Below are 23,808 nucleotides of genomic sequence, written 5' to 3'. Positions count from 1 at the left end.
TCAATTAGGATGATTTATAAAATGGTCTGCTATTAACAGCGCCAAATTACGTTCGCCATTGGTCTCATTTAGTTCTACTACTACTCGACGTTCGTTACTAATAGAAAACTTGGGTAGTACAAAGACCATTCTAGCTGATGTGCCTTTCTTTATTTTAGTGGGCTTTTTATGAACATAACTCGGTGTTTGATATAGCTTCTGCAAAGACTTCTTTTTTCCTTTTTTACGAGTGGTAATCGAGAAGTCCATAAAATTCAGGTCATAGTCTAACGACGACCTATTATCGACTTGTACAACGAAGTACAATTCTTCCTTATCAAAAACAATATTTTCAACGGCCATAATAATACCGCTTTGTCTTGTTTTTATCCTTCCGATGCGCTGTGTTCGCTTTATCAGATATGAGCAAAATCGTTCATAGTATGCTGACTTATCAAAGCGTGGCGCAGGTAACGTATCAAGGTTAGTTAGTAGGTCTTTCTTTGGCTTTTCATTGCCAATTGCGGTCGAAAGCGGTATAAAGTAGTTGTACCGTTTTAAGTGGTTTTTATACTTTACAATATACGAAAAAATATCACCATTATTGTTGATTATCAGTAAATTGCTTTCCTTTCCAGGCTTGGCTTGAAGCAGTCCAAAATGCTGTTCTCTTTCACGGTTATATGTAAATACGAAGTGATTTGCTCCAGTAATTCCCTGGCGTATGGGATTAGGGAAAAACAGGGCTACGTTCTTATCATCATTGGCATAAATAGTGTCCAAAACTTCAGGAGTGTGCTTGGTGGTTTGTGCTTTCGCGAAAGCAGTATAACAAATAAGACTGCATATTAAGATTAACTTTTTCATATTGTATAATTTTAATACCCCTAGAGGGCGATTATTCTTGTTTTAAAATGAGTTTGTAATTGTTTACAATCGTTGCTTTTACATTGCGATTACTACGTTGGAAGAGTTGCTTAATACCGCTAACTTGTGGTACTCCACCAATATTGATATCGTTTACGACATCTTCGACAATTTCACGTCTGGCATCAGCCCGAAAGCTATTTTCTACATAAATACCCTCGCTGCCATCTTCATAATCGAATGCTGTTAGATGTACTGATGTATTCTGAATATTTTCAATCTCAATTAAAACACGATTAGGCTGAAAGCTTATAAAGCCAAACACAGGTGTGTTTTTTGGGATGAGCCTGTTATTGATTATGGCATCCTTATCAAGTCGCATACGTAATCTGAAATCCGCCTTAACGGTCTGATTGCCGTCCACAGCTACATATATCTGATTGTCGGTTTTCACATTGGCAGATAGTTCGTTTTTAAGAGGATTGGAAGCAAAGAATAGTTGATGTTCTAAGCCTAGTTCTTTGGCTTCAATAGTTGGGTCAACCTCGGTAACGATGCTATCTTTTTTAGGAGGAATGGGCTTTACTTTGATTTTCGGAGCGGCATCCCGATATCGATTTTCTTTGTAATCAATTTTTCCAAGTCGGTAAATGCTATCTACAATGCGCTCCTTTTCTTTGATGGCATTTTCTGGGTCATAGTAACCAAGTGAGTCCAAAAGGCTTTCATCGTAGATACTCGGTGCATTGGTTTCCCGTACTTCCTTAAGGTCGTTAATGGCATCCAACTTTGAAGTGTAATCTTCCTGCTCTTGTTCTAGTTCTGGAACGAGGGTTTGCTTTAGATTTTCGGTATCATCTTCGTCATCTCCCAAAGCAATGAATGAGTAGGAAATCAAGAAAATCACAACTACTGCGATGACTCCCCCAAAGACTAATTTATTCTTTTCAATTTTCATAATTAAGTGTTTTAATCCCTATGATTAGGGGTTTGTGTTTTCAATTTTCTTCAAACTACTTTCAAAGTAGTTGGTGATGAGTAGTCCGTGTGTGTTATGTGGAAAGTTGCGATTCACATTGATTAGGTTTCCAGTAGAAACCAGTTCATACGTATCGACTACAGTACCACGATTAATTTCAAAAAGGGTGGTGGTTCTAAAAGCAAAGGATTCTGCATTAAGGTCGAGTTGAGTATCAATACTCAGCACTTTTTGGACTAGGGAATATTGGAGTAGTCTGTTATAAACCCCATCTGCTTTTTTCTGTCGGTAGAGATTATCCACAGAACTATTACCAAGCCATAAAGCTTTCTCCAAGTTCTTCTCATAATTGCTTGCATCGATATTGTAGAAGTAGGTATGAAATAACTCCAAATGTGCGAGTGCTTCCACTTGAAAATTTTCCTTTTGCGCTACCCATTTCAAGGGTATAACCGTGCCATCTGTATTAATGGCAAAGGAACTGTTCAATGCTTCGGTGTGGGTTTTGTGAATTAGAAACCCGCAAAACCCACTTGTCCCCAAAGCACACACAACAACCGATAACACAATGAAGCGATTGATTCGTAATACAGCGTATATGTTTTTATAAGATGTTTTCATTTTAAGTGAATAATTTAAAGGTGAAGGTCGTGGCACGTTTGTATAGTTTGAACTTTAGAAATACAATGAAAATGATAGACCCAAGTTCCACCACAGGCGCAAAGAAGTTGCTGCCTACGTCTGTACCGAATAAGTCCACCCAAAAAGTGGTGTTGATTTCAGTATAAATGGCATTGATAAAAACATTGACTAAAAAGAACGCTGGTACGAGCATATACACAGCAGCATATAACTTGAAGAAGTTATAGGCCATAGACCTGAATTTTTCAAAAACTGCAAGACTCAATACTAAAGGGAAAAAGGCTTGCATTATACCTAGTAAGAAATAGCGTTCTGCTAGGAACAGTGGATAAATGAAAAGGTCCAAAATCCATAGTCCTAAACTGATGATGAACGATATGATTTTCCAACCGAACAAAGGTGTAACCAAAGCATCGTAAAGGAGCGCCATTGCCTTTTTGGCGGCTTCCAATGCGCCCACATCTTCTTCAATAGGAATGTCCTGTAATTGTAGCGGAAGGAGCGCAGGAGCCGTGTTTCGGTATTGCCCCTCGATGGCGACTAAAATGCCGTCAAAGAAACCGAGGACTTGTGTAGAGAAGATAACCAGGAGAACAACCGCAAAGTTTTTGGCAAGTTCTCCTGGACTCAATCCCCAAGTATAACCATCCTTGTTTGCAATACCTTCATTGTACTTCTTTAGGATATTGACCAAGAAAAACAGTACCGCAAGGGTTTTCATTCCTGCAATAGTGTACTGCGAGAAGTCACTGTTTTTTATCACTTGAAAAACAGCATCTATATACTCTAGTCCTATTCCTAAAAAGATATTTGCTATCATCTTTAGTATGATGTTGCGCGATTATTAATCTTATCCTGCATTTTTCTAAAGGAGATAATGTCTTGATAGCGTTTTGTCTTTTGGTTGATTTCGGCAACCATTTCAGCAGACTCACGTTCTTTTGCTTTCAGAATTTCGGCACGCTCAGCATCTGTCATTTTTAAATAATCGCTCGATAGAATTTCATCAATAAAGTCTACAGTGTCGAGTGAGCTTTCCACAATAGCATTAAAGGAATTGGTAATCGCGTTTACTTCCTCTACTTTGATGTATGGGGAGCTTAAAATATCATTGAGGTCGCTTTGTAATACATTGAACAGCTGTTGATGATTGTTGGCTATTTCCTGTACAGCTTTTAACTGTCTCACAACATTTGTTACTTTCTCGATGCTCTCCTTGGCATCTTTCATAAACTGAACAGTCTTTAATAACTGTGAAGTTTGCTTTGCAGATTCTATAAGCGACTTGGCAAGGCTTATAAAATTGGTGTTGTCATATACCGGCATTCCCTGAGCGGTTGCATTGAAGCTGCCCAGGAATAGCATTACGATAATTAAGATTTTTGCTTTCATTTGTTTTTGTTTTAAGATGAATATTCATTTTTAAGGTATTCGGTGATAGCCTTTTCCATACAGTTATGCTTATTATAAATCGCCATTATGGCGTCGTTTTCTTCGCCGTCGGTTAAGTAGGCGGCAAAGACTTTCTTCGGAACTTCTAACCGGAAGATGTTACTCTCCTTTCCAATTTTGATGAACATTTCGGTGTACTTTCGAGCTCCTGTGAGATTATTTTTAATAGATTTTAGTTGGTTCAAGTCGTGGCTTGAAAGATTGAGACGTTTCTGTAATTCATCATAACCTTTTTCATTATTCAGACTGTAAATGACCTGCGTGTTTTCTAGTATACTTGCCGAAGTAGAATTATTAGGCAACTGATTGATGGATTGTAAAATGATACCGATGGCACCATTCTGTTTTCTAATCGCTTGGTAGTAGAATTCAACACTCTCCAATACATTATCGAACTTCAGTTGTTTTGCAAACTCATCGAAAAGGATGATGCCTTTTTCAGCGCGGTTTCTCCAAATGGTCCGTTGGATGGCAGACTTAATGAGCTTAAGCATTACAGAAAGGATTTCCTTGTTATCCTTTACTTCGTCAAGCTCAAAAACGATTAAACGCTTGTCTTCAATTTTGTAAGTCTGGTCTTCGCTTACTTCAAAAAGGAAACTGTATAATCCGTCACCAACATATTCAGACATTATGTGTAAGAAGTTCGTAATATTGAAATAGTCCTCGTGGATTTTCAACTGCTGCAGTAGTTGGTCTTTGTTGGCTTCGATAAAAGCATAAAAGTTATTTAGGGAATGTCCTAAAGCTGTTTGCTTATAGTAATGCCGAAGAATCTTTTTTACAGAAACCGATTGCGCTTTGGTCACTTTTAAATCTGAAGCAAACAACTCGAATAAGAAAACCGAAAGGTCTTCTAATCGCTCCGGTGTGATATCCTTTTGATTGCTGATGTAAAACGGATTGATACCAAGGTTCTTTCCGCTTTCATAACGAAGTACTGTGTACTGTTCTGGATAGAGTTTGGCAAACTTGGTGTATGAACCACCTAAATCAATAATGACTAGGCGTACACCACTTTCAAAGTATTGACGTAGGATGTTATTAGCTAAAAAAGACTTTCCTTCTCCTGTAGGAGCGAAAATGGCAAAGTTCCGAGCTTTGATGCGCTTCTTTCGTTCGTCCCAAACATCCTTTAGAACCGGAATATTGTGTTCACGGTCATTGAATATGATGCCTGTTTTATCTGATTTATAATTGCTGTTATTAATCAGTAAGCATAAAGCGTGTTTCAAGTCGGTTACGTAAACATCCTCGTTTGAAAAATTTGAAGAATGGCAGAAGTAACTATTTAAAAAATAGTTCTTCCGTTCTTCACCGCGAGGATAGTATGGGATGATATCAAGCTCTTTAAACTCTGTTTTGATTTTGGATGCGATGCGGTTGAGTTGTTCGGGATTCGTATGCCAGTAAACAATATTCAAATGTCCTCGAATAACACGAGCACGGTCATCAGCATTAATCTGGTCTAGGATGTGTTGTATTTTTCCAAGAACGACTTTATTCTGTGAACCAAAGTTGGAACTCTTGTTGAGTTCTTCTACTTTCTTATCGAGCAGCTTGCGCCATTTTTGTTTGTCATCGAGATAGATGATTTGATTGACAATATGATTCTCATTTAAAGTCAATCCCAATCCATCAATATATCCTTGATGAAAGACAAAATCATCCGAAGTGAATTTGTCATTTGTTTTACTCGTTTGTACGCTTTCGCCAAAGCATAATTCGCTATTTACGGCAAGCGCATCAAAGTAATGCTCACCGATATTGGCATTGGCTTTATCTAGAATAATATCTGTGTCCAGACCATTGTTAAATCCGTTGAAGTAGTTGTTTGTAAGCGTATGGATTTCCTGTTCTGTCAAGGGTAAGAATTCCATTTTTCGACTATTGTTAATAAACGAAATGGAGTCATTCACAGCACTAACAAAAGCGTTCACGTTATCATCCATTTCCCGAATTGCTTTTTCAGAAACTTTGCGAAAAGGATTTACATATTTGCTGTTATTTAATGCATTGTTTTTGGTGAGAATAAAGAACAGATACGATTGATGTTCCATATATTCCCGACCTTTAAAATGAGCGTGTGTCGCTCTCTCAAGAAAGGTTTTGTTAGGTAGTTGCTCCGCATCATAGTTTTGCTTTATGTACACCTCTTGCTTATGAACTACGCAGCCAGTAGGCAACGATTTTAACGCCTGAAACCAGGAGCTGTGCATATCTTCAAAGTCTTTTTCAGATAAGGAATAGATTTCGGGTAAACTACCTTTGTAGCATAGTACTACATTACCATTATTGGCAAATACCACATTGTTTTGAATGTCAATGATGGGATGATATGCAGCAAGATTTATTTTATTCATAATACAAGGCAGATGATTTTTTATTACTGATGATTCTTGGGAAAACCTTTGCGAATTGAAGCAGCTGCGGATTGTGAGCAAATCGGGTAAGACCTATATAAAGTCCAGCGTTGAAAACGAGTACACCGATGATGATACCGAAGCTGAATGAAAAGATGATGACTAAAAGCGATGCAATGACAGCTACCATCATTAATGCAAACAGGGATACGGGCAATCCAAAAATCATTGCCCGCTTCCGTATGTTTTTATAGACCTCGAACTTTTTCATAATGCGCTTTTAATAAAGCCCTCGATGAGGGTCATTATACTACGATGCCTATTAGGTAAGTGAAGATGCCTACTACAGCTCCTGCGATAAGTACAAACACTAATACTCTGGTAATTCCTTTCTTCAGGTCGGCATTCTCTCCAAAGAAATGTCCTGCATTAAATAGAAAGCCAACAAGAAAGATGACCCCCAAGAGAATCGGGAAGATGGCTCTTATGGTATCGCCAACATCGTTTACGGAGTCTTCAATACCACCAATTTGCGCAAAGCTAGGAGCGGTTACAAAGAGTAAAGCCAATAGCTTAAGAATTGATTTTTTCATAATGATTTCGATTTAGCCTTACGGCATTGATTATTAGAATTTTGCGAAATCTATTATGAGAGGATGATTATGTAGAAAATCTACTAAAATTTAACGTAGCGCGCTGTTAAATTTTGTAAGATTCCTATGGAAATATTGAAATCATTGCATTTTGTGTAAAACAGAATTTAAAAAATGAGAGTTCATTTGCTTACCATACTATGTTTAATTTCTTGTGGTATATTAATGCCTATTCAGAGTCAAAGATTGGCTAGAAAACCAATCGTAATTATTGACCCTGGACACGGTGGAACAGACTATGGAGCGGTTAGCGGTAATAGTATCAAGGAAAAGGATATAGTATTGAATATTGCCTTGAAGATTCTGCGATTAAATACACTGGTTTTCGAGAATAGCTTTGAAATATATCTTACCAGACATATAGATACTTTGATAGCTCTCGGTGATAGAACAAAGCTATCCAAGGTTTTAAAACCAGACGTTTTTATTTCCCTGCATTGCAATCAAGCAGATAACGCTTTCGCGAAAGGAATCGAAGTGTATGTCTTTGATAATAGTATTTACAAAAGAAGCTCGACGTATATAGCTTATCAAATTCAAGCAGAAGCCAAAGAGAAATTAGGTTTTAAAACTAGAGGTGTAAAGCAAGCCAGTTTTCAAGTGTTACGAGAGACACAATCGGTTTGTCCTGCGATATTGTTAGAGCTTGGTTTTTTGTCCGCTGCGGACGAAGGTGGTTATTTGGAACGAAGTGATAAGCAGGATGCACTGGCCTTGGTGGTCTTGGAATCACTTATTAAATATTTTGAGTAATGACAGAACTATATATAGAAGTTGTTAGGTGTTTGAAGAGTATTACCGTATCTACTTTAAAGGAAATAAAGGTTTTACTTAGCAAATAAAAGCTTATTTATTCTTCCATTTCCAAGTACAATTTGGGGAGAATAGTTCTGGCTCAAAGTAGGCTTTATTTATCATATTAAGAAATTGGTTGCTTTTTAAAAGTCCTCCACAATGTTCAGGCTCTGTAGCTATTGTAAAGCCGAGTAATCTATTAAATATCCAATTCAATAAAGGCCTTTTATAGTTGAGAATATCTTCAATCTCATTGTTCTTTAAATAAGTGAAATCAAAATTGCCATTATGTAACCCGCTATCTAGAACAAAAAAATCTAAATCAATATCAAAAAAAACTTTCTCTTCCTTGGATTCAAGAAGAAAATTCTCAAGCTCCTCAATTTCTTTAAACTTTTTAATTAAGTGAATATTACCAAACTTATCAACTAATTCTTCATCTTCCCAAGCTTCTTTAAATGAGGCTTGTCTGCAATGTACATAAATATTACCAACAAGATTTAAATATGCCGCTGCCAGAATATGCCCATCATTTAATCCATTAAGTTTTGCCCAAGAAAATATTGAAGTATCAGCATCACTTGATAAATCCAAACTGTCTAGCCATTCTTTTTCAGTCTCACAAGGATAGCATAAATCCTGATGCCAGTCTAAAGAAACTAAGCACGGAGGAATAGTCATTCGTTTTTCCCTAATCCATTTATTCCAAAAGAAAAATGCATAACGATGTTCTTGAAAAAGAGCTAATTCAACTACTCCATTTTCTTTTACCGGATGCGATAAGATTTGACGTAAAGAACCAGGTGGTTCAATGTGATACGGGTTTCTAAATTCTATCATTTTATTCCTTGCTCCATTTCATATTCACTGCCCATTTAGTATGAATGCCAATATCATATACTTGCTTTTTTTCTCTATTGTCGTGACCCAAACATTGAATTAATTCTGTATCAGCCCATTTATGATATTTTTTATCTCCCTTTTCTTGTAGCTTCCTTAATTCTTGCCTTTGCTCAGGAGTAGGAATGATATCAAGTATATCATACTGTAGAATTTCATAGCAGTCCCATCCTGGAGTCCTTTTTACAGGTGTTCGCACTCTTCCTTTGAAGTTGTAATTTATATATGGAAATTTTTCTTTATCCAATAATTTTGCTTTGCCTTCAATTAGTTCTTCGTAAAATTCTCTCCAATGACTAATTTCACGGTCCTCTCCTTGATTAAACCAGTCCAAAAACTTAATTGCTTTACCTGCAGGAATAAATAAGGCAAAGTCATCTTTCATTAAGTCTTTATTCGGTAGCTTAGGGTCATCAATAGCGTCAAATTCCTTTTGTAGAAATGACCTCGTACCATCCAAAATTTTATATTTTCCGCCAACCAATTGGTAATGTGGAAAATTACTGTTTTTAACTAAAAGATATTTGTCATCTACCTTTATTCGATAAAGGTATGACATTGAAAACCTTATCCTCTGTTTTTTTAGACTCAACCATTTACAATAAATTATTAGTCCTAACCTTTTTCGATTCGTTATAATAGATTCAACAAGTAAAGCTAGAAGAGTGAGCAAACCTATTACACCAGCTCCTATGAATTCAGGTTGTAAGTCCGAGCCGGATAAAAAGAAATAGCCATATATTAACAGACCTATTGCAAGTATTGCTTGGAGTATTTTTCTTATCATTTTATTTCTGGACTTGGTTTAATTGAATTAATAGTTTCTTTTAGAATAGAAAAAGATAATGGCTCATTTGGAAAGGCGTTAGCAATTGCTTCTGGTAAAACTTTTAAGCGAATATCGGAGAAAGAATAACCTAGGCCTGATTTACCTTCAGCTACAGACATTTTTGCCAACTCATCTAATTGTTCAGTTGTAAAGTTTAATCCCTTCAAACTTTGTGAATACAACTCTTTACATTCCTCAAAAGTAGGTCTTTCAAACTCTAAGATAACCGCTGCTCTTCTTAAAATTGCTTCATCAATGAAATGTAGCCTATTGGTTGACATAAAAATTATGGCTCTACCATTCATTTCCCTTATTTCGTCAATTTTTTGAATTAATGTGTTTACAGCAGCTTTTTCTTCTTGATGCATCTGGTTTGTAGCTCTTGTGGTAGCAATAGCATCGGCTTCGTCTATCAATAAAAAGGCAAAACGTCTTTTACCTGCTTGTTGCTTCAATTGTGAAAAAGCTTCATTTACTAGTTTTCCCATTTCCCCGTGGAGGCCTTCCCCTCTAACTCTAGTACTTAGTTTAAGAAAAAAACCTTCTTTTTTAAGCTCTCTGGTCATTCTATCCGCTATTGCGGCAGCAGAAATAGTTTTACCAGTTCCAGCATCACCAGCCAGTATAATCAAAGGATACTTCTCCTTTAATTGTTTTATAATTGGAAGTTCTACTGAATGATGTTTCTTACTCCATACAGTTAAACTATCTTGGTCTAGAAGTAATTTAAGATTATTGTAAATTCTATTAAACTTGCTTTCAAAACCGACTAAAAATTCAGTTTGAGCTTGAATTTCCTTATTTGGAAGTTCTATAGTATTATCAAATATTGTCGCCATTATTTATAATTGGTTTTTTGTAGTTCGTAACCTTTACTGGAATATAGTTGAGCATTGCTGTTGCTTAGATGTGGAAAGGAATTGTCAATAGATGATGAACTCCAACTTACTTTAAAATTATTATTGTTCTGAAAATCTCTTTTTTGCTGAGAGGTCAAATTATGCCATTTTGAAGAATATGATAAGATTACTGTTAGATGGGTATTATCTATATTCTGCCAATCATTATTACGTCCAGCCCTGTCACTATCTGTTGAATTCCCGTCTTCATTTATTTTAAACTTGGAAGCTCTTAAGACCTTGTTATCTGAATCTCTCAATAAAGCGATATCTACTGTATTCAAATATTTATTTTCTGCAAGCTTAATAACGTCGTGCATTATATTATCTACATAGTCGGTAGACCACTTTCCAGTTCTTCGAGCTATTGTGCGAATATCAGCTTCGCAATTTTCAAAAGTTTTACGAATATCTACCACGGTATAAGTATTCGTATTTGTTTGTGTACTATACATATTAATTTAAACTAAAAGTTGGACCAAAAACACGCTTCCATTCTTCAATAGTTGCGCCTTCATTATTTCTTGATTGGGCTAGATTTAATGAGTCAAAGGCATCTTCTGCTTCTTCGATTATTTCATTCCATCTAGTACTATCAATTTTTTTAGCAGCGTTATTTTCATTATTGGTATCGTCTGCTATATAAATAGGTGTATTATAATAGGGTATACTGTTTATTGCGTGGTCAAAATTTATATTTGGAAAATCTGATTCGCTTAAAAATTGAAAAAACCTAATAATACCTTCTTCGATATCTGTTTCAATACCTCGATTTTCATCTAAATAAGCTACAATTAACTCGATAGAAAATGAAGAAATTCCTGGTTCATCATCATACGGTTTAAGTTCCTTATAATTTTTCCACCATTTCAGTGCTCTGACTATTGATGTATACGATGGATTATTTTTTCTCAGGCTAACTGAAAAATCCAAATGATTTTCAACGCTTGTAATATATTTTCCTCCTCCGCCACGTTGCGGTTGCCAAACATATTTATCTGGACTTTCTAACGGTACAACAGGCACGATATCTACTTCTAGTCCTGACCCAGAAAAGCGAATCTTTATTGATTTTGTATTACCCTCAGCATCAACATCTCTATTGATGTCTTTTTGTGGGTAAATCTCTTTCAAGTATTCAACGATAAAATCGTGCAGCTTGGATAGGTCGTTTTGTATATTATCATCACCAGAAACAAAAAGAACTAAGTCAATATCAATCGGGTTATCTCCAGTAGGTCTGAGAATGGTATGTTTTTTCCAAGAACCAGCTAAAAGATATTTTGTAACCTTAAGACCATTACTATCGTCATTTTTAATTTTGTCTTCTAGTTTTGTTTTTAAGTTATTAATCTGGTCTCTATATTTTGTCATATTGTCTTTGTGTAACCTTATTTTATCAATAAAAGGACGAAGACTGTTATTATCTAATTTCATTTTTCTTTAATATTTTCTTAACAAATTGTTTCAATTTTCGCACCATTCTTGAAATTCTTTAAACTATGACAAAATGGCTTCTTTTTGTGTTGATTTTTAATTATTTAGCTATGATGTTCATTTGTGTAAGACCATCATAGCTAAATTTTTAATTGGATTGCTCCAATAATGTAGATATGCCACTTATAACAACAAGGGTTGCAATACCAAAGACGATAGCTTTTGCTATATCACCCTTAACATTCACACAATTGTTATTATGACAAACTCTAAGCTCTCCTTTGGAGAAATTAATGCTATTCATAAATGAATTATTTAAATTATACATTCTCCATTCAGAGCTGTGGAGTTCCGCTCGTTATTTAAGGAATTTACTCCTTAGTAATTCTTGCTGTTTCATATTCATTATATTGGTCCTTCAAAAAACATATGCTTGCCGAATTGTTTTTTTTGCCATCTACTGGATAATTTTTTATTTAAGCAAGCATAATTATAATAGAGAGCAATTATATGTGGGAATCCAATAAAGATGTTGCTGAAATTTTTAAGCGATATGGTACAGATGAATTAGACGAACTCATTTTGAGGATGAGAGCGTACGCTAATAAAAGGCTAGGCAACTTTAATGATAATCACGATGGACAACAGAAGTTAGATTTTGTTTTCAAAGTATTCGAAAAAGCACTTACTAATATCAGAAAATGGAAAAAAGATGAATTTGAATTTGAGGATTTTCTTTTTGGTGTTTTAAAAAGTGAGATAAGTGCGTATCACGAAAAAATTAAGAGAAGGGAACCTGCCAACGAAGATACAGAAGAGAATGAATCTTACATTCTCGATTTACCCGTATATGGGGAGGAGGTGGGTTATGACGACCAATCATTCAACGAAATAGATAATAAAAAACAAAAGGACAGCTATGTTAAATTACTTGAAAACTCCGGTGCATCGGATTTGGAGATGCTAATTTTTGAATGTTGGTGCGACGGTATGGATAAGCCTGCTGAGATTGCAGATTTTCTAGAAACCGACATTACAGATATTTACAATGCCGTAAAAAGGCTTGAAAGAAGAAAAAGTAAATTAAACAGTCCGGCGAAATGAGCGATTTAAAAAACAAAATAGATAAAGGGATTACCGAATTTTATCTGAATTCAGATATTGATTTAATAAAGAAATCTCTTATTGATGAAGGTGTAAACCTTGAAAGCGAAAGTGCAGAAATAACAAAGTTTGTAAAGCGATTAAAGTTTACTCAAAGTGCAATTAAGATAAAGGATAGCAACAAATTACTATTAGATAGAATTGTCGAAAAATTCCAAGATGCAATTAATAGAAATATAGATAAACCTATATCTACATTAATGGGTATGATTGAATCTAAAGAAATGCAAGTGCAGTTTAGAAACTTAGATAAATTGACTCCGGAAGAGATAAAAGAAATAATTAAAGGAAAAAATTTGGTTGATTTAATGGATGAATTGGATGAATTGGATGAAGAATAATCTTCGATATAATAGAGGTTCTGCTGCTGCCAAGGATTTATTAGAACAAAATGGTTTTGATAATTTACTAGATTTCCCACTTGATTTGTTTGCAAGTGGTTTGGGTGCAACAGTTATAGAAAAAGAACTTTTAAATTCAGATGGGAGAATAATCTTTGGTAAAAAACATACAATTATTGAAATCAATGAAGAGATTGAATTTGAGCAAAAGAAGCGATTTACACTTGCTCACGAAATAGGACACCTGGTGCTTCATAAAGGAATTGAAATTCATAATGATAATGAATCAACCACTTCTTGGTTTAATAATAAAGAAAAGCAAGCAAGAAACGGTCGGGTAGAATACGAAGCAAACCAGTTTGCATCTGAACTTTTAATCCCTAGCCTTTTATTTATTGAAAGACAAGAGGGTAAAAAGTTTTCACCGCAGTTATTAAGAGATTTAGCCGTTTATTTTAAAGTAAGTATAACTGCCATAGCTTTTAAATATTTTCAATTAGGCGACCATCCTATTTGTTTATTTCATTCTCATAATAAGAAAGTAAGCTATTGGATGTGGCCAGACAATTACCCTCATTATATAATAGATAGAACAAGGCTTACTCCCCCAGAGGATTCGGTAGCTATGGAATTTTTTGAAAAAGGAAAGATTTATTCAAAACATCAATCCAAACAACAAATATGGAAATCAACTTGGTTCGACTTGAAAAGTTCGCAAAGTGATACTGACTTTAATTTTTATGAATATTGTATTGTTTCAAATGCTTATAATTCTGTTTTAAGCGTGGTTTGGGAGGAATAAATTAAATCTCAATCTTCCCCCAAACCACAGGATGCTCGCTAGCTGCTAGGGTTTTATTCGTAATGCTTTTATAGATAGACCATTGCGGGCGTTTTACTGGCCAAACCGCCTTGCGGTTGAGACCACTATCCGTCATCTTTTTGTAAAGTGCTGGCGACAGCAACATATAGTCTTTTTGCTTTATGTTTACGCCCAATCGATATGCCCCTAGTCTAAAGTAAGTAGCGTCATCTCCCTCATCTATATCCACTTCAAAAGAAAGATGTTTTGTAATGTCTTTTACATCGGTTTGTTGCACCAATGGTGACAACGAATCACAATAGGATGGTGCATTAAATGTCCCTGTGATGATGACATTTTTCTTTCCTTCGGTAATCAACTTTTCATAAATACTAGCAATGTTCTTGACTTGACTTTTTCTAATAACATCTGCGGTTTTTACATCAACATCTTGCTTGGCTAAATAAATACCTAGCACCCAAATTTTTTGAGCGGTGGGTGTAGTGATTTCAAATTCTAAAAGATGTTGAAAGGCATCGCTATAACCACCAATCAAATGCGTTTTTACACTTTGCAGCTTATAACCGTCTCGCAGTAGAATTGCCGTTTCCAATCCTTTCATATCATTGCTTTGTATGACGAACGATTGGGCATAAGGTTTGCATTTTATTTCTGGTAAAATTACCTGATTAAACTCTTCAAGAGAAGAGCGGTCTTCCACTTCGTGTAGTAACAAAATATCGGCATTTACATCTGCAATGACTTGGGCTTTATGTTTAGTTGCTAATGGTTTTATAGGTAGTGTTTGTAGAGCAATCCATCCGTTCCAATTAGTAAGTTCACTGGCTTTGGTTTCAATGGAGTGGTGTATGCCTTTCATATAAAGCAATCCTGCTTTTCTACGCATTATAGCATAAGGTTTTTGGCTTGTTTTTTCAAACCCAATCAAGAAAGATAATTCGCGTATGCGGTCTTGTTCTGGCACGTTAGTAGTTGGTTTTCGCATAAGCGTATCAAGTTCGGTTATCCAATCGCTCATTGATTTGCTTATGGATTGCTTCATAAGGCTCTTATCTCTATGGAAAAGGTTCTGAATATTGTACGTGGCTATTTTCATAATTACTTTCTTTTGTCATTGGCATTTTTGTGAAATGCAATAAGGTTGAACAATTGGCGCATACGGCTTCGCACTCGATTTCCATAGAGGTCTTCCAGTTCTTGCGCATTAAGGTTGGTAGTGGCGTGGGTTTTTATTTTGGTTGAAATAAAGAGCTCGTAACGTGATAGAATGACTTCACCCATAACATTGCAATCCTTACCGTAATGCCTACCTATGGGTTCTACACCCAAATCGTCAAAACAGAAAAATGAGCCATTGCCATAATCTTCAATAGTTTTGTAACCAATATGGTTGAAGGCAAAGACGATATTTCGGGAAGGGATAAGACTATACGGTCGTTGGTGCGGCACTAGATGCTTGAGAAGTTGCATTAGGCTCGTTTTACCGCATCCAACAGGTCCAGAAAGCAAAATACCTTTGTCCAGGTCTATTTCGTTGGTCTCACAAGCTCTTTTATCTTTCACGAAATAGTTGCAGAGCTTCAAGATGATATCACGGTCATCACTATAAATTTTAAAGTGCTTACCGAAAAGCAGCTTGCCTTTAGCATCGAGATAGACGAGGATTTTCTGAAAGTCATATTCTACACTTTTTCCATCAAATGTCCCTATCGAATATTCGATACCACCTTCGGTTATTTTAGAGGGGTTGACCATAATCTTTCACTTTAGTAGTTCTTAAGTTGTCCTTATTTTGAGACAGTTCTTTTTCGTTTTCAATGGCATCTGCTTTTAGTACCCAATTGCCTGCTGACGCTTGCCAATCCACAATTTTTATTTTGCCGCCAATTTTCCAACCGATGGCTTGATAGTGGTTATAAAATTTCAAGGCTTCCGTAGCCGACCATTCTTTGGATTTAAAAAAATCAATGACTTCCATTTCATTTTTTGGTAGCTTAGTTTGTTTACTGTTTTCTATAGTTTGATTATTGTTTGTATTAGATACTTGTGCTTGTTCATCACTTGTTTCGTACTGGTGTAGCGCTTGTTCAGAGGTTGTATCAAAAATGAGCATCTTAACCTGGCTACCTTTAAATGGGTTGTGTGAGGGCAAGTATTTTATGTACTCCCAAGTATCTAATTGTTGTAAGCAGCGATGGTATGTAGCTTTTGAACCAATTTTTGAAAGCTGCATTACTTCTTGACGATTGATGTAGAAACAGTCTGTAAAACGGCTGATATTCCAGAATTGAAATAGAGCAACATATAGACTGACGTGCGTCGGGTTGAGCCTTGAATCCTGTATGAATTTCTGGAAAGTGGCGTTGAGATGTTTTATGTAATTCATACATCTTTAATCGATTTTATGTTGAACACGATTAGCCGACATTACCTTTTGGATTTCATCGGCCTCGTAGTAGATAATACCGCCCATTTTTGTGTAGGGTAGTGTGCCATTAATACGGAGATTTTGAAGTGTGCCGGGACTAATCTGGAGCAAGTCCATCACTTCTGAAGATTTCAGATATTTTTTGAGTCCACTATTGGAATGTTTTTGGAGTAGCTTCTTTATTTCATTGAGTAAATCCAGTTTGAAATCAATGAGGTCGTCTGTGGTAATGATACTTGTTGGCATAATCGAACGTGTTTTGCATTTCGTAAATAGCACTTAGAGCTACTTGATACGTTTTGCATATTGTTCGACAAAATTGAAGGTGTTTGACAAGATTTGTTCACAAGATGTACCCGACTATGGTGAAAATTTAACATCTTGAAATTTGCTGCGATTTAATTGGATTTGATGGAAAAGAGTACGCTTTCGCGAAAGCGGAATACGAAAAACCGATAGAAAAACTAGAAAGCAGGAGGTAAACCCGAGTCGGGTTAAAATGTGACTACTCTTCGGAGTTGTTCATCTGCGTGATAAGACCAGCGGAGAGGTCGTCTAAGAATTTGGTACGGCTGATTTTTCGTGATTTTATCTCAGAGTAAATTTTGTAGAAATCGCCTAAATCGAATTGAATCACTTTTTGAAGAGAGGCAACTATCTCTTTGATTTCTACATTACCGTTATTGATAACACGGTTGCAATGCAAAGCGTAAATCAGCTCGGTTAGACCAGTTTTTGAGGCTGTCCATTTTAGCGGTGTATTGGTGCCGTTGTGATAACCATTTACCTGACCATTTTTAGGTTGCTCCAATCGCTTCTGAAGATACTGTACAAGCATTTTATTAGCTTTCACTTTGCCAAGAAGCATATCCCTGGGCGTGGTAAATTCTGGGTCTTGAAAATAAAAATCCGACGAAGTAATATGATAGAAGTCTATAAAATTTCTCGTGTAAAATTGTAAGTCAAAATGCTTTAGACCATTATCTACATACTGAACAAAGTCCAGGTTATGAGAAAAAAAACGATTCAGCTTCCTCATTTTTATGCCCACAAATTTCTCTTGAGTTTTGCGGTTTACTTTAGGGAACTGAAGCTCAAATGAGCGGATTTCGGAATAGTAAATTAAGGGGGTTAAGGGTATTTGTTTGGTATGTTTAAAAAAATGGATTTCAGCCTCTACTTTCTTAAATTCGTTGCTTTGGATGTACTTTTTAAAAGTGCTTAAAATGTTTCTGGCGAGAATGATAATCTGATTGGCACAATCAAGAATACTAGAGCTGTTTTGCTCGATATTTGAGACTTCGATTTTAAAGTCGTTTGTTATTTGTTCGAAATCCAAAACCATCCTATCAATCAGTATAGCCAACTGTAGTGGAGGTCAATTAAGAAGTTCGTTAAAGTCTCGTCAATTCAAATCCAAAATCACAGTAGGTTAGGAATATCCAATTCCTCTTTTTTTTAGCAAATCAATATCCATATTGAATATTGATACATAAATGTAAACTATTGAGAATAAATTAACAGGAAAACACAGCGTATTTATATACGGATTCAGATTTAATAAGCCTTAGCGGTTTTATTTTGAACCAAATCTCTTGGTGAATTGCGTTCTATTTTTCACTCCTGTTTTCTTAAATATGTTTGAAGCGTGTTTTGATACGGTACTTTCAGCAATATATAAGTCTTCGGCAATTCGTTTATAACTTAACTTGCTTAATATGGAAACAGCAATTTCAATCTCCCGACGCGTAAGATTACCATTGATAACTTCTGATTCGTTTATAGCTTCAGTTCTACCTTTATTGAAAAGAAATACCTCATATAATTTGTTCTTGTTCTCAAGAAAAAATAAATGTCTATCTACTTCAATAACACTTATGGCATAAAAAGCAATATTCATAATTGTAAATGTTATCCATTGATAGTCTCCTATAACCGTGCAAATGGGTAATAAAGCAATAGCAGTAACACTTATAATTGAAAGTTTATTTCTTCTTACTATGAATGAATTAGGATTTTTGGGATGAGAAATTCGTTTGTAAAAGATACCAAGAAAGATAAATGCAACTATCGATATCGGAACAGTGTAAAGTAATCGTGCTGTATTCAAAGACGTTGTAAAGAAGTAGGGTATGAGATAAAGGATAATAAAACCCCCAAATGCAACAATAGCCAAATTCCTGATAGATGAGCGAAATGCAAGTACTACAAAATCATATTCTTTGTATAAATAGTAAACAATATAAACACATAAGGTAATGGCAACACCGTACGTAATGATGTATTGAATGATTAATGGGCCAGGGAAGCTCTCCGTGGGTAAAAATCCTCCTGAGGCATTATAGGCAATAAATAATAACCCAAGGTATAAGAATCTTTTGAGGCTATTACGATTTAGCTTTCGAGATTGGTAGAATGCAAACAATACAATGACCGTATCTATTAAAAGATAGAAGAACGTTGTCCAATGTATTTCTGTACCAAACATTATTCATCATCATTACGCTCAAATGTGTTAGTTTCTAAATTTTTTGTAACGTTTTTCCAGTGAAATACCTGGCCATTCATTGCGATAAAAACATCGGGTTTTAGAAATTGTAATGAGCTTATTGCATAACCTAAATTAAATGGAGCATCAGTATTAGCTAATGTTCCTAATATAAACGAACCTACAAGTACTATCGTTTTGCCAAGTTGCATTTGCCCGAGAAAACGGGCAGTATGCTCCATAGTGAATGTACCGTGGGTGATTAGTATTTTTTGAGAATCTGAGGCCTCAATTTTATCGAGAAGTAATTTCCTATCTGCATCATTTATATGCCTACTATCTTTTCGGAAAACATTCTCGATAGTATAGTCGATTGAAATGTTAGATGCTTTCAGAAAACTATCAATAGTGGTTATAGGTTGGCTTTTCGAATTTTTATCATCTACATAATCCAATCCTTCAATAGTTCCGCCTGTGGTGAAAATATGTATCATAAGGATGTATTAAGTATCTCAATATCAGTTATTAATATTGTTGAAATTCACTTTAAAGTTACGGAATTAAAAATTTATCACACGCTCCAAAGCCTCGTCTGTCTCCTTGTGGATGAAATTTGCTTGGTAATTCAAGGTAGTTTTCAAATCGCTATGTCTATACAATTTTTGTAGCATCTGTGGATGAATTCTATCACCTGCAATATTACCAAAAGTATGTCTCGCAATATGATTAGATAAGTTCTTGTCGATATCACAGGCAGTAGCGATACGCTTTAAATATTTATTAAAAAGCTTGGTGGCATTTCTGATTTTTCGGAACAAATCTTCTTCATCCTGTGGGTTCACGTCTTTAAGAAAAGGGAATACGTAACCGTTATTTTCATTCTTCTGCGATTTATAACTGTTTGTGATTTTCAATGCTTTGTCCGAAATTTTTAAACTAACAGGCTTTTCGTTTTTGTCCATTGTGTACAAAAGTCTACCGTCTTTAATTTCAGCCCATTTCAATTGCACGGCATCGGATATTCGTATTCCTGCAAAGTAAAAAGCTGTGAGCCACACGTTTTTGGTATGCCAAATGCTTGTCTGCTTTTCTAGTTTTAGTGATTCAATCCGTTCTACTTCATTTGGAACAAGACCAATTTTGTGACTCGTTCCTATTTTAATTTTTTCATTCTCTCCGGAAAACGGATAGAAAGTAGAGTCCACAACTCCTTCTTTTATGGCACTATTGAATAAAGTGCGAATGAAAATAAGTTGATTAGTAATGGTTCTTGTTTTATGCTCAAGGTGTGAACTACAAAAGACTTTGTAATTTTTTATAAACGTATCTGAAATATCTTGGAAATGAAGCTTCTTATTTTTCTTGAAAGATGCAATGGCATCCTTCAAATGAAGCTCGTTCTTTCTAGCTTTACTAATTCTTTCTTTTCTTCTTTTTTTAATTTCAAGTCGTGATTGCTCTAGAGTTAGTGAATCGTCCTTGCTCAAAAACTCCGAAAGGTTATAAAGAATAGACATTTCTGATTTGGCAACCGAGTACACCTTTTTATTAAACTTTCGCTCAACTCGCTTTGCTGCAAATTCAAAAAATGATTGTGTACCACCTGGTCCTTTTAATTTTTCTTTCGCTTGCTTTGTAGACAAAGGTTTTACATTGGCTAGATACAAGTCGTTAGCTTCTGTTAATCTCTTTCTTAAATAATTATTGAGTTTTTTAGAGTTAAGATGTGACCTTTTAACAAGTCCAGCTTCCTTATTCCAATCTTTCTCAAGAACGTATTGACCAATGAAGACGTAGTTAGTTTTGTAATCCTTACTAATACGAATAGCCAGAGGGGCAGTACCGTCTTTCCTCTGCTTATTCTTTCTGCGTATAATCTTAACACTTGCCATAGTACAAAGATACAGAAAATAAAAGTATTATGGGTACAGAATAGGTACAGAATAAGTAGATATTAAATAGTACTATTTGCTATCAATAATTATTAAAAGTACTATGAATAATAGGTTTTATAAGGTTATAGTAAAAATTTACTGTTGTGTAGTTTAGGCTCATAACCCGAAGGTCACAGGTTCGAGTCCTGTTCCCGCTACTAGTAAAGCTTCACAGAGATGTGAGGCTTTTTTTATGTTTAGGGCACAACATTATTGGATCAAGACCAATATGTTTTCAAAATTCGATCATTAAAACAGTATCTTATCTAATTCATTCAAATAGGTGTCACCAACCGGTATTCTTTGGTCATTGATAACAACCCAATTTTTTCCTTTACTAGTAACTTGATCTATCCTTATGATATATGAACGGTGTACTCTTACATATTCTAACGCATCCGGTGTGGTATTAATAAAATCTCCGATTTTGCATCGAATTGTATACGTCTTCTTGTTTGTAGTTATGTCTAAATAATTTCCTTGCGAATTGATATATTGAATTTGATGTGTCGGGATTTTAAAATCCTCGCTATTAGCCCTAAAATTATAAAATTGCTCTTTTCTTTTTAAGCGCTTAATGGCTAGTCGAATTAGTTCCCTAAAAACATCCTGGTTATAGGTGAGAATACGAATTTTAAAAAACAAGTAGACCAAGCAAGAAAATAAGACGAAACAAATGCCATAAAACCACCAGCTTTTCCAGAATGGCGGTAGTATGGTGAATGTATAAGAAACTAAATGATTATCCGGATTGTCTAATACATTAGCTTTTGCCTGAAATGTATAAGCTCCAGGTGATAAGGATGGAAAATGAATCTTTCTATTATCGGTTTTTGTCCAAGTAGTATCAATTTCTTTTAATCGATAGAAGTAGTTAATTTTATCTGTGTTTCTATGGGATACCGCCTGAAGTGTAAAGTCTATAGAATTTTGATGGTGTTTCAGGTTTGTATTTACGCTACCGATACTGGTATTGTTTATGCTGACATCTTTTAGTTTTAGAGATATAATTTTAGAAGCTTCTTTTTCTTTAAAAAAATCCTTTGTAAAGTAGCCTAATCCTTTTTTGGTGGACACCCAAATTGTATCTCCAATAATTTCAATATCATCAATGTCATTGCTTAGTAACCCATCTGCTTTGGTAATGGTCTTGACAGAATAGGAATTGTCCTTTTTGAAATTTATCCTATTAAGTCCAGAGTTTGTACAAGCCCAAACCACAGTATCATTTTCAATATGAACTTCGCTAACAATATTATTTGTAAGGCCATTTTTCTGAGTTATGTTATATATACTATCTCCATATACGATAACTCCCCGGCCTTGAGTAGCCATATAAACAGTATTTAATTTTTTATGAAGGTCAATATCATCGATTCTTGATCTTAAGATGTTTGTTGGTTGATGTTTCTTAATTACTTCGTTTTTTAGGATAAATAATCCTGAAGATGTTCCGATTAAGACATCACCGTTATACATACATACATCCTGTACTTTTTCGGGCAATTTATATCTTATAACTGCATCATTTTTTCGGAGATTAAAATAACCCGTACCAGAATTTAATAGTGGATCGTCAATATATTCAGGAAGTTTATTGGCTGGGAGAATAGATGGCTTGTTTTTATTACTATAATTGATCAGATAGTTATCACTATAGCCATATAAATTATTATTTCTACTATCGAATTCTACATAAGCAGGATGGTCATTCAATCCTTTATAAATAATATCAATTTGCTTTTTTGAAATCTTCGCAATGTCACCATTACCATAACCTGCATATAAAACGTTGTTATTATCTTTTACTAATGAAGAAATATGGTCTTTTGTTAGTACCTTAATCCCTGGGTTTTTTATACAATAAACTCCATCGTCTAATGTACTAAACCAATAACTACCTTCTGCATCAGTCAAAAAGCCTGTAACAGACTTTTTGGGTAAGAATGTTTCAATAATTTCTCCCGATGTATTTCTGATTTCTGCACCATTACTGTAATAACCAACAAAAAATGTATCATCATCAATTCGTTTTATTCCTATGGGATTATGTTGAGTTTCATAATATTTCAACCCTTCTTTCTTGGATAAAACACCAAGTTTTCTATCGATAAAAACAGATTTATTTTTATTTAAAAATATAAAATCTAATCTGGAAGCAGGGCTATTTTCTGAATTAACAATAACTACGTCGTCTTCTGAGTTGTACTTATGACATATAGAAAAAAAAGCCTTTTTTGTAGTCAGGACACCAAAATTGATTTGAGCATCTTTAATTGATTTGGTAGATCTTGAATCTAAATCAAATCGCTTAGAAAGCTCGCCATTCGAAGAGACTCTAAATAAACCGCATATTCCGTAACCACCTGTGTACAAGGTTTCGTTTTCATCCAAAACAATACTTTTGATAATGGTGTTTCCATCAAATTCACTCTTTAACATGCTATTGTACTTGTAATCTGTAAAACCAGAAAACACCTCATCAAAATAAAATAGGCGCTGACTATGGTACCCAAAACACCATATTTGCCCGTTTTCTTGAGGGTAAAAATCTAAAATCGTATTATCAGGTAACCCATCTTTGGTGGTGAAGTTTTCAAATTCGGAACCATTAAAGCGAGACAATCCTTTATCTGTAGCAAACCAAATGTATCCTTCTTTGTCTTGATATATGTCATAAACTTCAGAACTAGGTAAACCTTCATCAACGCCATAATGCGTATAAATATGAGTTTGAGAATAACTCATCTGAAGCGCGAAATATAGAATAAGTAGGTAGTTTTTGAAATTCAATGCAATTGTTTTTAACAAATGTATGATTATTTAAAAAATAAC

Annotated in this window: 27 protein-coding genes; 4 read left to right on the top strand and 23 right to left on the bottom strand. The window is 35.0% G+C overall.

Annotated elements, in window-relative coordinates; all coding sequences use genetic code 11:
• The 8 genes from ACFSR1_RS09765 to ACFSR1_RS09730 are packed head-to-tail and all read right to left on the bottom strand — an operon-like array spanning position 1 to position 6,875.
• The gene (locus ACFSR1_RS09765) at positions 1-846 is read right to left on the bottom strand and encodes a DUF4138 domain-containing protein (protein ID WP_378291974.1); all 846 of its coding nucleotides are present in this window, start codon (positions 844-846) and stop codon (positions 1-3) included.
• 31 nt (positions 847-877) lie between these two features.
• The gene (gene traM, locus ACFSR1_RS09760; RefSeq protein ID WP_378291972.1) at positions 878-1,804 is read right to left on the bottom strand and encodes a conjugative transposon protein TraM; all 927 of its coding nucleotides are present in this window, start codon (positions 1,802-1,804) and stop codon (positions 878-880) included.
• Between the two features lie 24 nt (positions 1,805-1,828).
• Entirely contained in the window at positions 1,829-2,446 is a 618-nt protein-coding gene (locus ACFSR1_RS09755) for a conjugal transfer protein TraK (protein ID WP_378294488.1), read from the bottom strand.
• A gap of 1 nt (position 2,447) precedes the next feature.
• Positions 2,448-3,287: a hypothetical protein gene (locus ACFSR1_RS09750; RefSeq protein ID WP_073082268.1), complete on the bottom strand. Its 840-nt coding sequence runs from the start codon at positions 3,285-3,287 to the stop codon at positions 2,448-2,450.
• Between the two features lie 2 nt (positions 3,288-3,289).
• The gene (locus ACFSR1_RS09745; RefSeq protein ID WP_073082266.1) at positions 3,290-3,859 is read right to left on the bottom strand and encodes a conjugal transfer protein; all 570 of its coding nucleotides are present in this window, start codon (positions 3,857-3,859) and stop codon (positions 3,290-3,292) included.
• Positions 3,860-3,870: 11 nt separating this feature from the next.
• Complete coding sequence (locus ACFSR1_RS09740) at positions 3,871-6,282, bottom strand: TraG family conjugative transposon ATPase (protein WP_378291970.1); 2,412 nt, start codon at positions 6,280-6,282, stop codon at positions 3,871-3,873.
• Positions 6,275-6,553 (bottom strand): hypothetical protein, encoded by a 279-nt coding sequence (locus tag ACFSR1_RS09735; protein WP_378291968.1) that lies wholly within the window; start codon positions 6,551-6,553, stop codon positions 6,275-6,277. Before ACFSR1_RS09735 ends, ACFSR1_RS09740 begins: the two co-directional genes overlap by 8 nt.
• A gap of 34 nt (positions 6,554-6,587) precedes the next feature.
• Entirely contained in the window at positions 6,588-6,875 is a 288-nt protein-coding gene (locus tag ACFSR1_RS09730) for a hypothetical protein (RefSeq protein ID WP_378291966.1), read from the bottom strand.
• Positions 6,876-7,049: 174 nt separating this feature from the next.
• On the opposite strand from ACFSR1_RS09730, the gene ACFSR1_RS09725 reads away from it, so the two are divergent.
• Positions 7,050-7,688: an N-acetylmuramoyl-L-alanine amidase family protein gene (locus ACFSR1_RS09725; protein WP_378291965.1), complete on the top strand. Its 639-nt coding sequence runs from the start codon at positions 7,050-7,052 to the stop codon at positions 7,686-7,688.
• A 93-nt stretch (positions 7,689-7,781) separates the two neighbouring features.
• Here ACFSR1_RS09725 and ACFSR1_RS09720 read toward each other — a convergent pair whose 3' ends face one another.
• The 6 genes from ACFSR1_RS09720 to ACFSR1_RS09695 form a co-directional block, all read right to left on the bottom strand.
• On the bottom strand, positions 7,782-8,570 hold the full coding sequence (locus ACFSR1_RS09720) for a hypothetical protein (RefSeq protein ID WP_378291963.1): 789 nt from the start codon (positions 8,568-8,570) through the stop codon (positions 7,782-7,784).
• A 1-nt stretch (position 8,571) separates the two neighbouring features.
• Positions 8,572-9,417 (bottom strand): SMODS-associated NUDIX domain-containing protein, encoded by an 846-nt coding sequence (locus tag ACFSR1_RS09715; RefSeq protein ID WP_378291961.1) that lies wholly within the window; start codon positions 9,415-9,417, stop codon positions 8,572-8,574.
• Positions 9,414-10,298 (bottom strand): AAA family ATPase, encoded by an 885-nt coding sequence (locus ACFSR1_RS09710; protein ID WP_378291959.1) that lies wholly within the window; start codon positions 10,296-10,298, stop codon positions 9,414-9,416. The genes ACFSR1_RS09715 and ACFSR1_RS09710 overlap by 4 nt, the downstream gene beginning before the upstream one ends.
• Positions 10,298-10,813: an HORMA-1 domain-containing protein gene (locus ACFSR1_RS09705; protein WP_378291957.1), complete on the bottom strand. Its 516-nt coding sequence runs from the start codon at positions 10,811-10,813 to the stop codon at positions 10,298-10,300. Before ACFSR1_RS09705 ends, ACFSR1_RS09710 begins: the two co-directional genes overlap by 1 nt.
• Before the next feature lies 1 nt (position 10,814).
• On the bottom strand, positions 10,815-11,795 hold the full coding sequence (locus tag ACFSR1_RS09700; RefSeq protein WP_378291955.1) for a CBASS oligonucleotide cyclase: 981 nt from the start codon (positions 11,793-11,795) through the stop codon (positions 10,815-10,817).
• Between the two features lie 148 nt (positions 11,796-11,943).
• Positions 11,944-12,099, bottom strand: coding sequence for a hypothetical protein (locus tag ACFSR1_RS09695; protein ID WP_378291953.1), 156 nt, complete (start codon positions 12,097-12,099; stop codon positions 11,944-11,946).
• Positions 12,100-12,305: 206 nt separating this feature from the next.
• Here ACFSR1_RS09695 and ACFSR1_RS09690 point away from each other — a divergent pair, with 206 nt between their 5' ends.
• From ACFSR1_RS09690 to ACFSR1_RS09680, 3 genes are read left to right on the top strand one after another with little or no spacing between them, the layout of a single operon-like run.
• On the top strand, positions 12,306-12,899 hold the full coding sequence (locus ACFSR1_RS09690; RefSeq protein ID WP_378291952.1) for a hypothetical protein: 594 nt from the start codon (positions 12,306-12,308) through the stop codon (positions 12,897-12,899).
• Positions 12,896-13,300, top strand: a complete 405-nt coding sequence (locus ACFSR1_RS09685; protein WP_378291950.1) for a hypothetical protein — start codon at positions 12,896-12,898, stop codon at positions 13,298-13,300. Before ACFSR1_RS09690 ends, ACFSR1_RS09685 begins: the two co-directional genes overlap by 4 nt.
• Entirely contained in the window at positions 13,290-14,102 is an 813-nt protein-coding gene (locus ACFSR1_RS09680; protein WP_378291948.1) for an ImmA/IrrE family metallo-endopeptidase, read from the top strand. Before ACFSR1_RS09685 ends, ACFSR1_RS09680 begins: the two co-directional genes overlap by 11 nt.
• A 1-nt stretch (position 14,103) precedes the next feature.
• Here ACFSR1_RS09680 and ACFSR1_RS09675 read toward each other — a convergent pair whose 3' ends face one another.
• The 9 genes from ACFSR1_RS09675 to ACFSR1_RS09635 form a co-directional block, all read right to left on the bottom strand.
• A complete protein-coding gene (locus tag ACFSR1_RS09675) occupies positions 14,104-15,219 on the bottom strand; it encodes a hypothetical protein (protein ID WP_378291946.1) in 1,116 nt (371 codons plus the stop codon).
• 2 nt (positions 15,220-15,221) lie between these two features.
• Entirely contained in the window at positions 15,222-15,878 is a 657-nt protein-coding gene (locus ACFSR1_RS09670) for an ATPase (RefSeq protein WP_378291944.1), read from the bottom strand.
• Positions 15,862-16,509, bottom strand: a complete 648-nt coding sequence (locus ACFSR1_RS09665) for a hypothetical protein (RefSeq protein WP_378291943.1) — start codon at positions 16,507-16,509, stop codon at positions 15,862-15,864. Before ACFSR1_RS09665 ends, ACFSR1_RS09670 begins: the two co-directional genes overlap by 17 nt.
• A gap of 6 nt (positions 16,510-16,515) precedes the next feature.
• A complete protein-coding gene (locus tag ACFSR1_RS09660; protein WP_378291941.1) occupies positions 16,516-16,797 on the bottom strand; it encodes a helix-turn-helix domain-containing protein in 282 nt (93 codons plus the stop codon).
• A 259-nt stretch (positions 16,798-17,056) separates the two neighbouring features.
• On the bottom strand, positions 17,057-17,896 hold the full coding sequence (locus ACFSR1_RS09655) for an RteC domain-containing protein (RefSeq protein ID WP_378294487.1): 840 nt from the start codon (positions 17,894-17,896) through the stop codon (positions 17,057-17,059).
• A 231-nt stretch (positions 17,897-18,127) separates the two neighbouring features.
• On the bottom strand, positions 18,128-19,039 hold the full coding sequence (locus ACFSR1_RS09650; RefSeq protein WP_378291939.1) for a response regulator transcription factor: 912 nt from the start codon (positions 19,037-19,039) through the stop codon (positions 18,128-18,130).
• Complete coding sequence (locus ACFSR1_RS09645) at positions 19,039-19,533, bottom strand: asparaginase domain-containing protein (protein WP_378291937.1); 495 nt, start codon at positions 19,531-19,533, stop codon at positions 19,039-19,041. The genes ACFSR1_RS09650 and ACFSR1_RS09645 overlap by 1 nt, the downstream gene beginning before the upstream one ends.
• A gap of 66 nt (positions 19,534-19,599) precedes the next feature.
• Positions 19,600-20,931 carry a tyrosine-type recombinase/integrase gene (locus ACFSR1_RS09640; RefSeq protein ID WP_378291935.1) on the bottom strand — a complete coding sequence of 444 codons (1,332 nt, stop codon included), beginning with the start codon at positions 20,929-20,931 and terminating at the stop codon, positions 19,600-19,602.
• A 291-nt stretch (positions 20,932-21,222) separates the two neighbouring features.
• Positions 21,223-23,766, bottom strand: a complete 2,544-nt coding sequence (locus ACFSR1_RS09635; RefSeq protein ID WP_378291933.1) for a ligand-binding sensor domain-containing protein — start codon at positions 23,764-23,766, stop codon at positions 21,223-21,225.
• Positions 23,767-23,808 lie beyond the last annotated feature (42 nt).

The organism is Aquimarina rubra, assembly GCF_042684305.1.
Lineage (GTDB): Bacteria > Bacteroidota > Bacteroidia > Flavobacteriales > Flavobacteriaceae > Aquimarina > Aquimarina rubra.
This window is presented reverse-complemented; position numbering and strand designations above follow the sequence as displayed.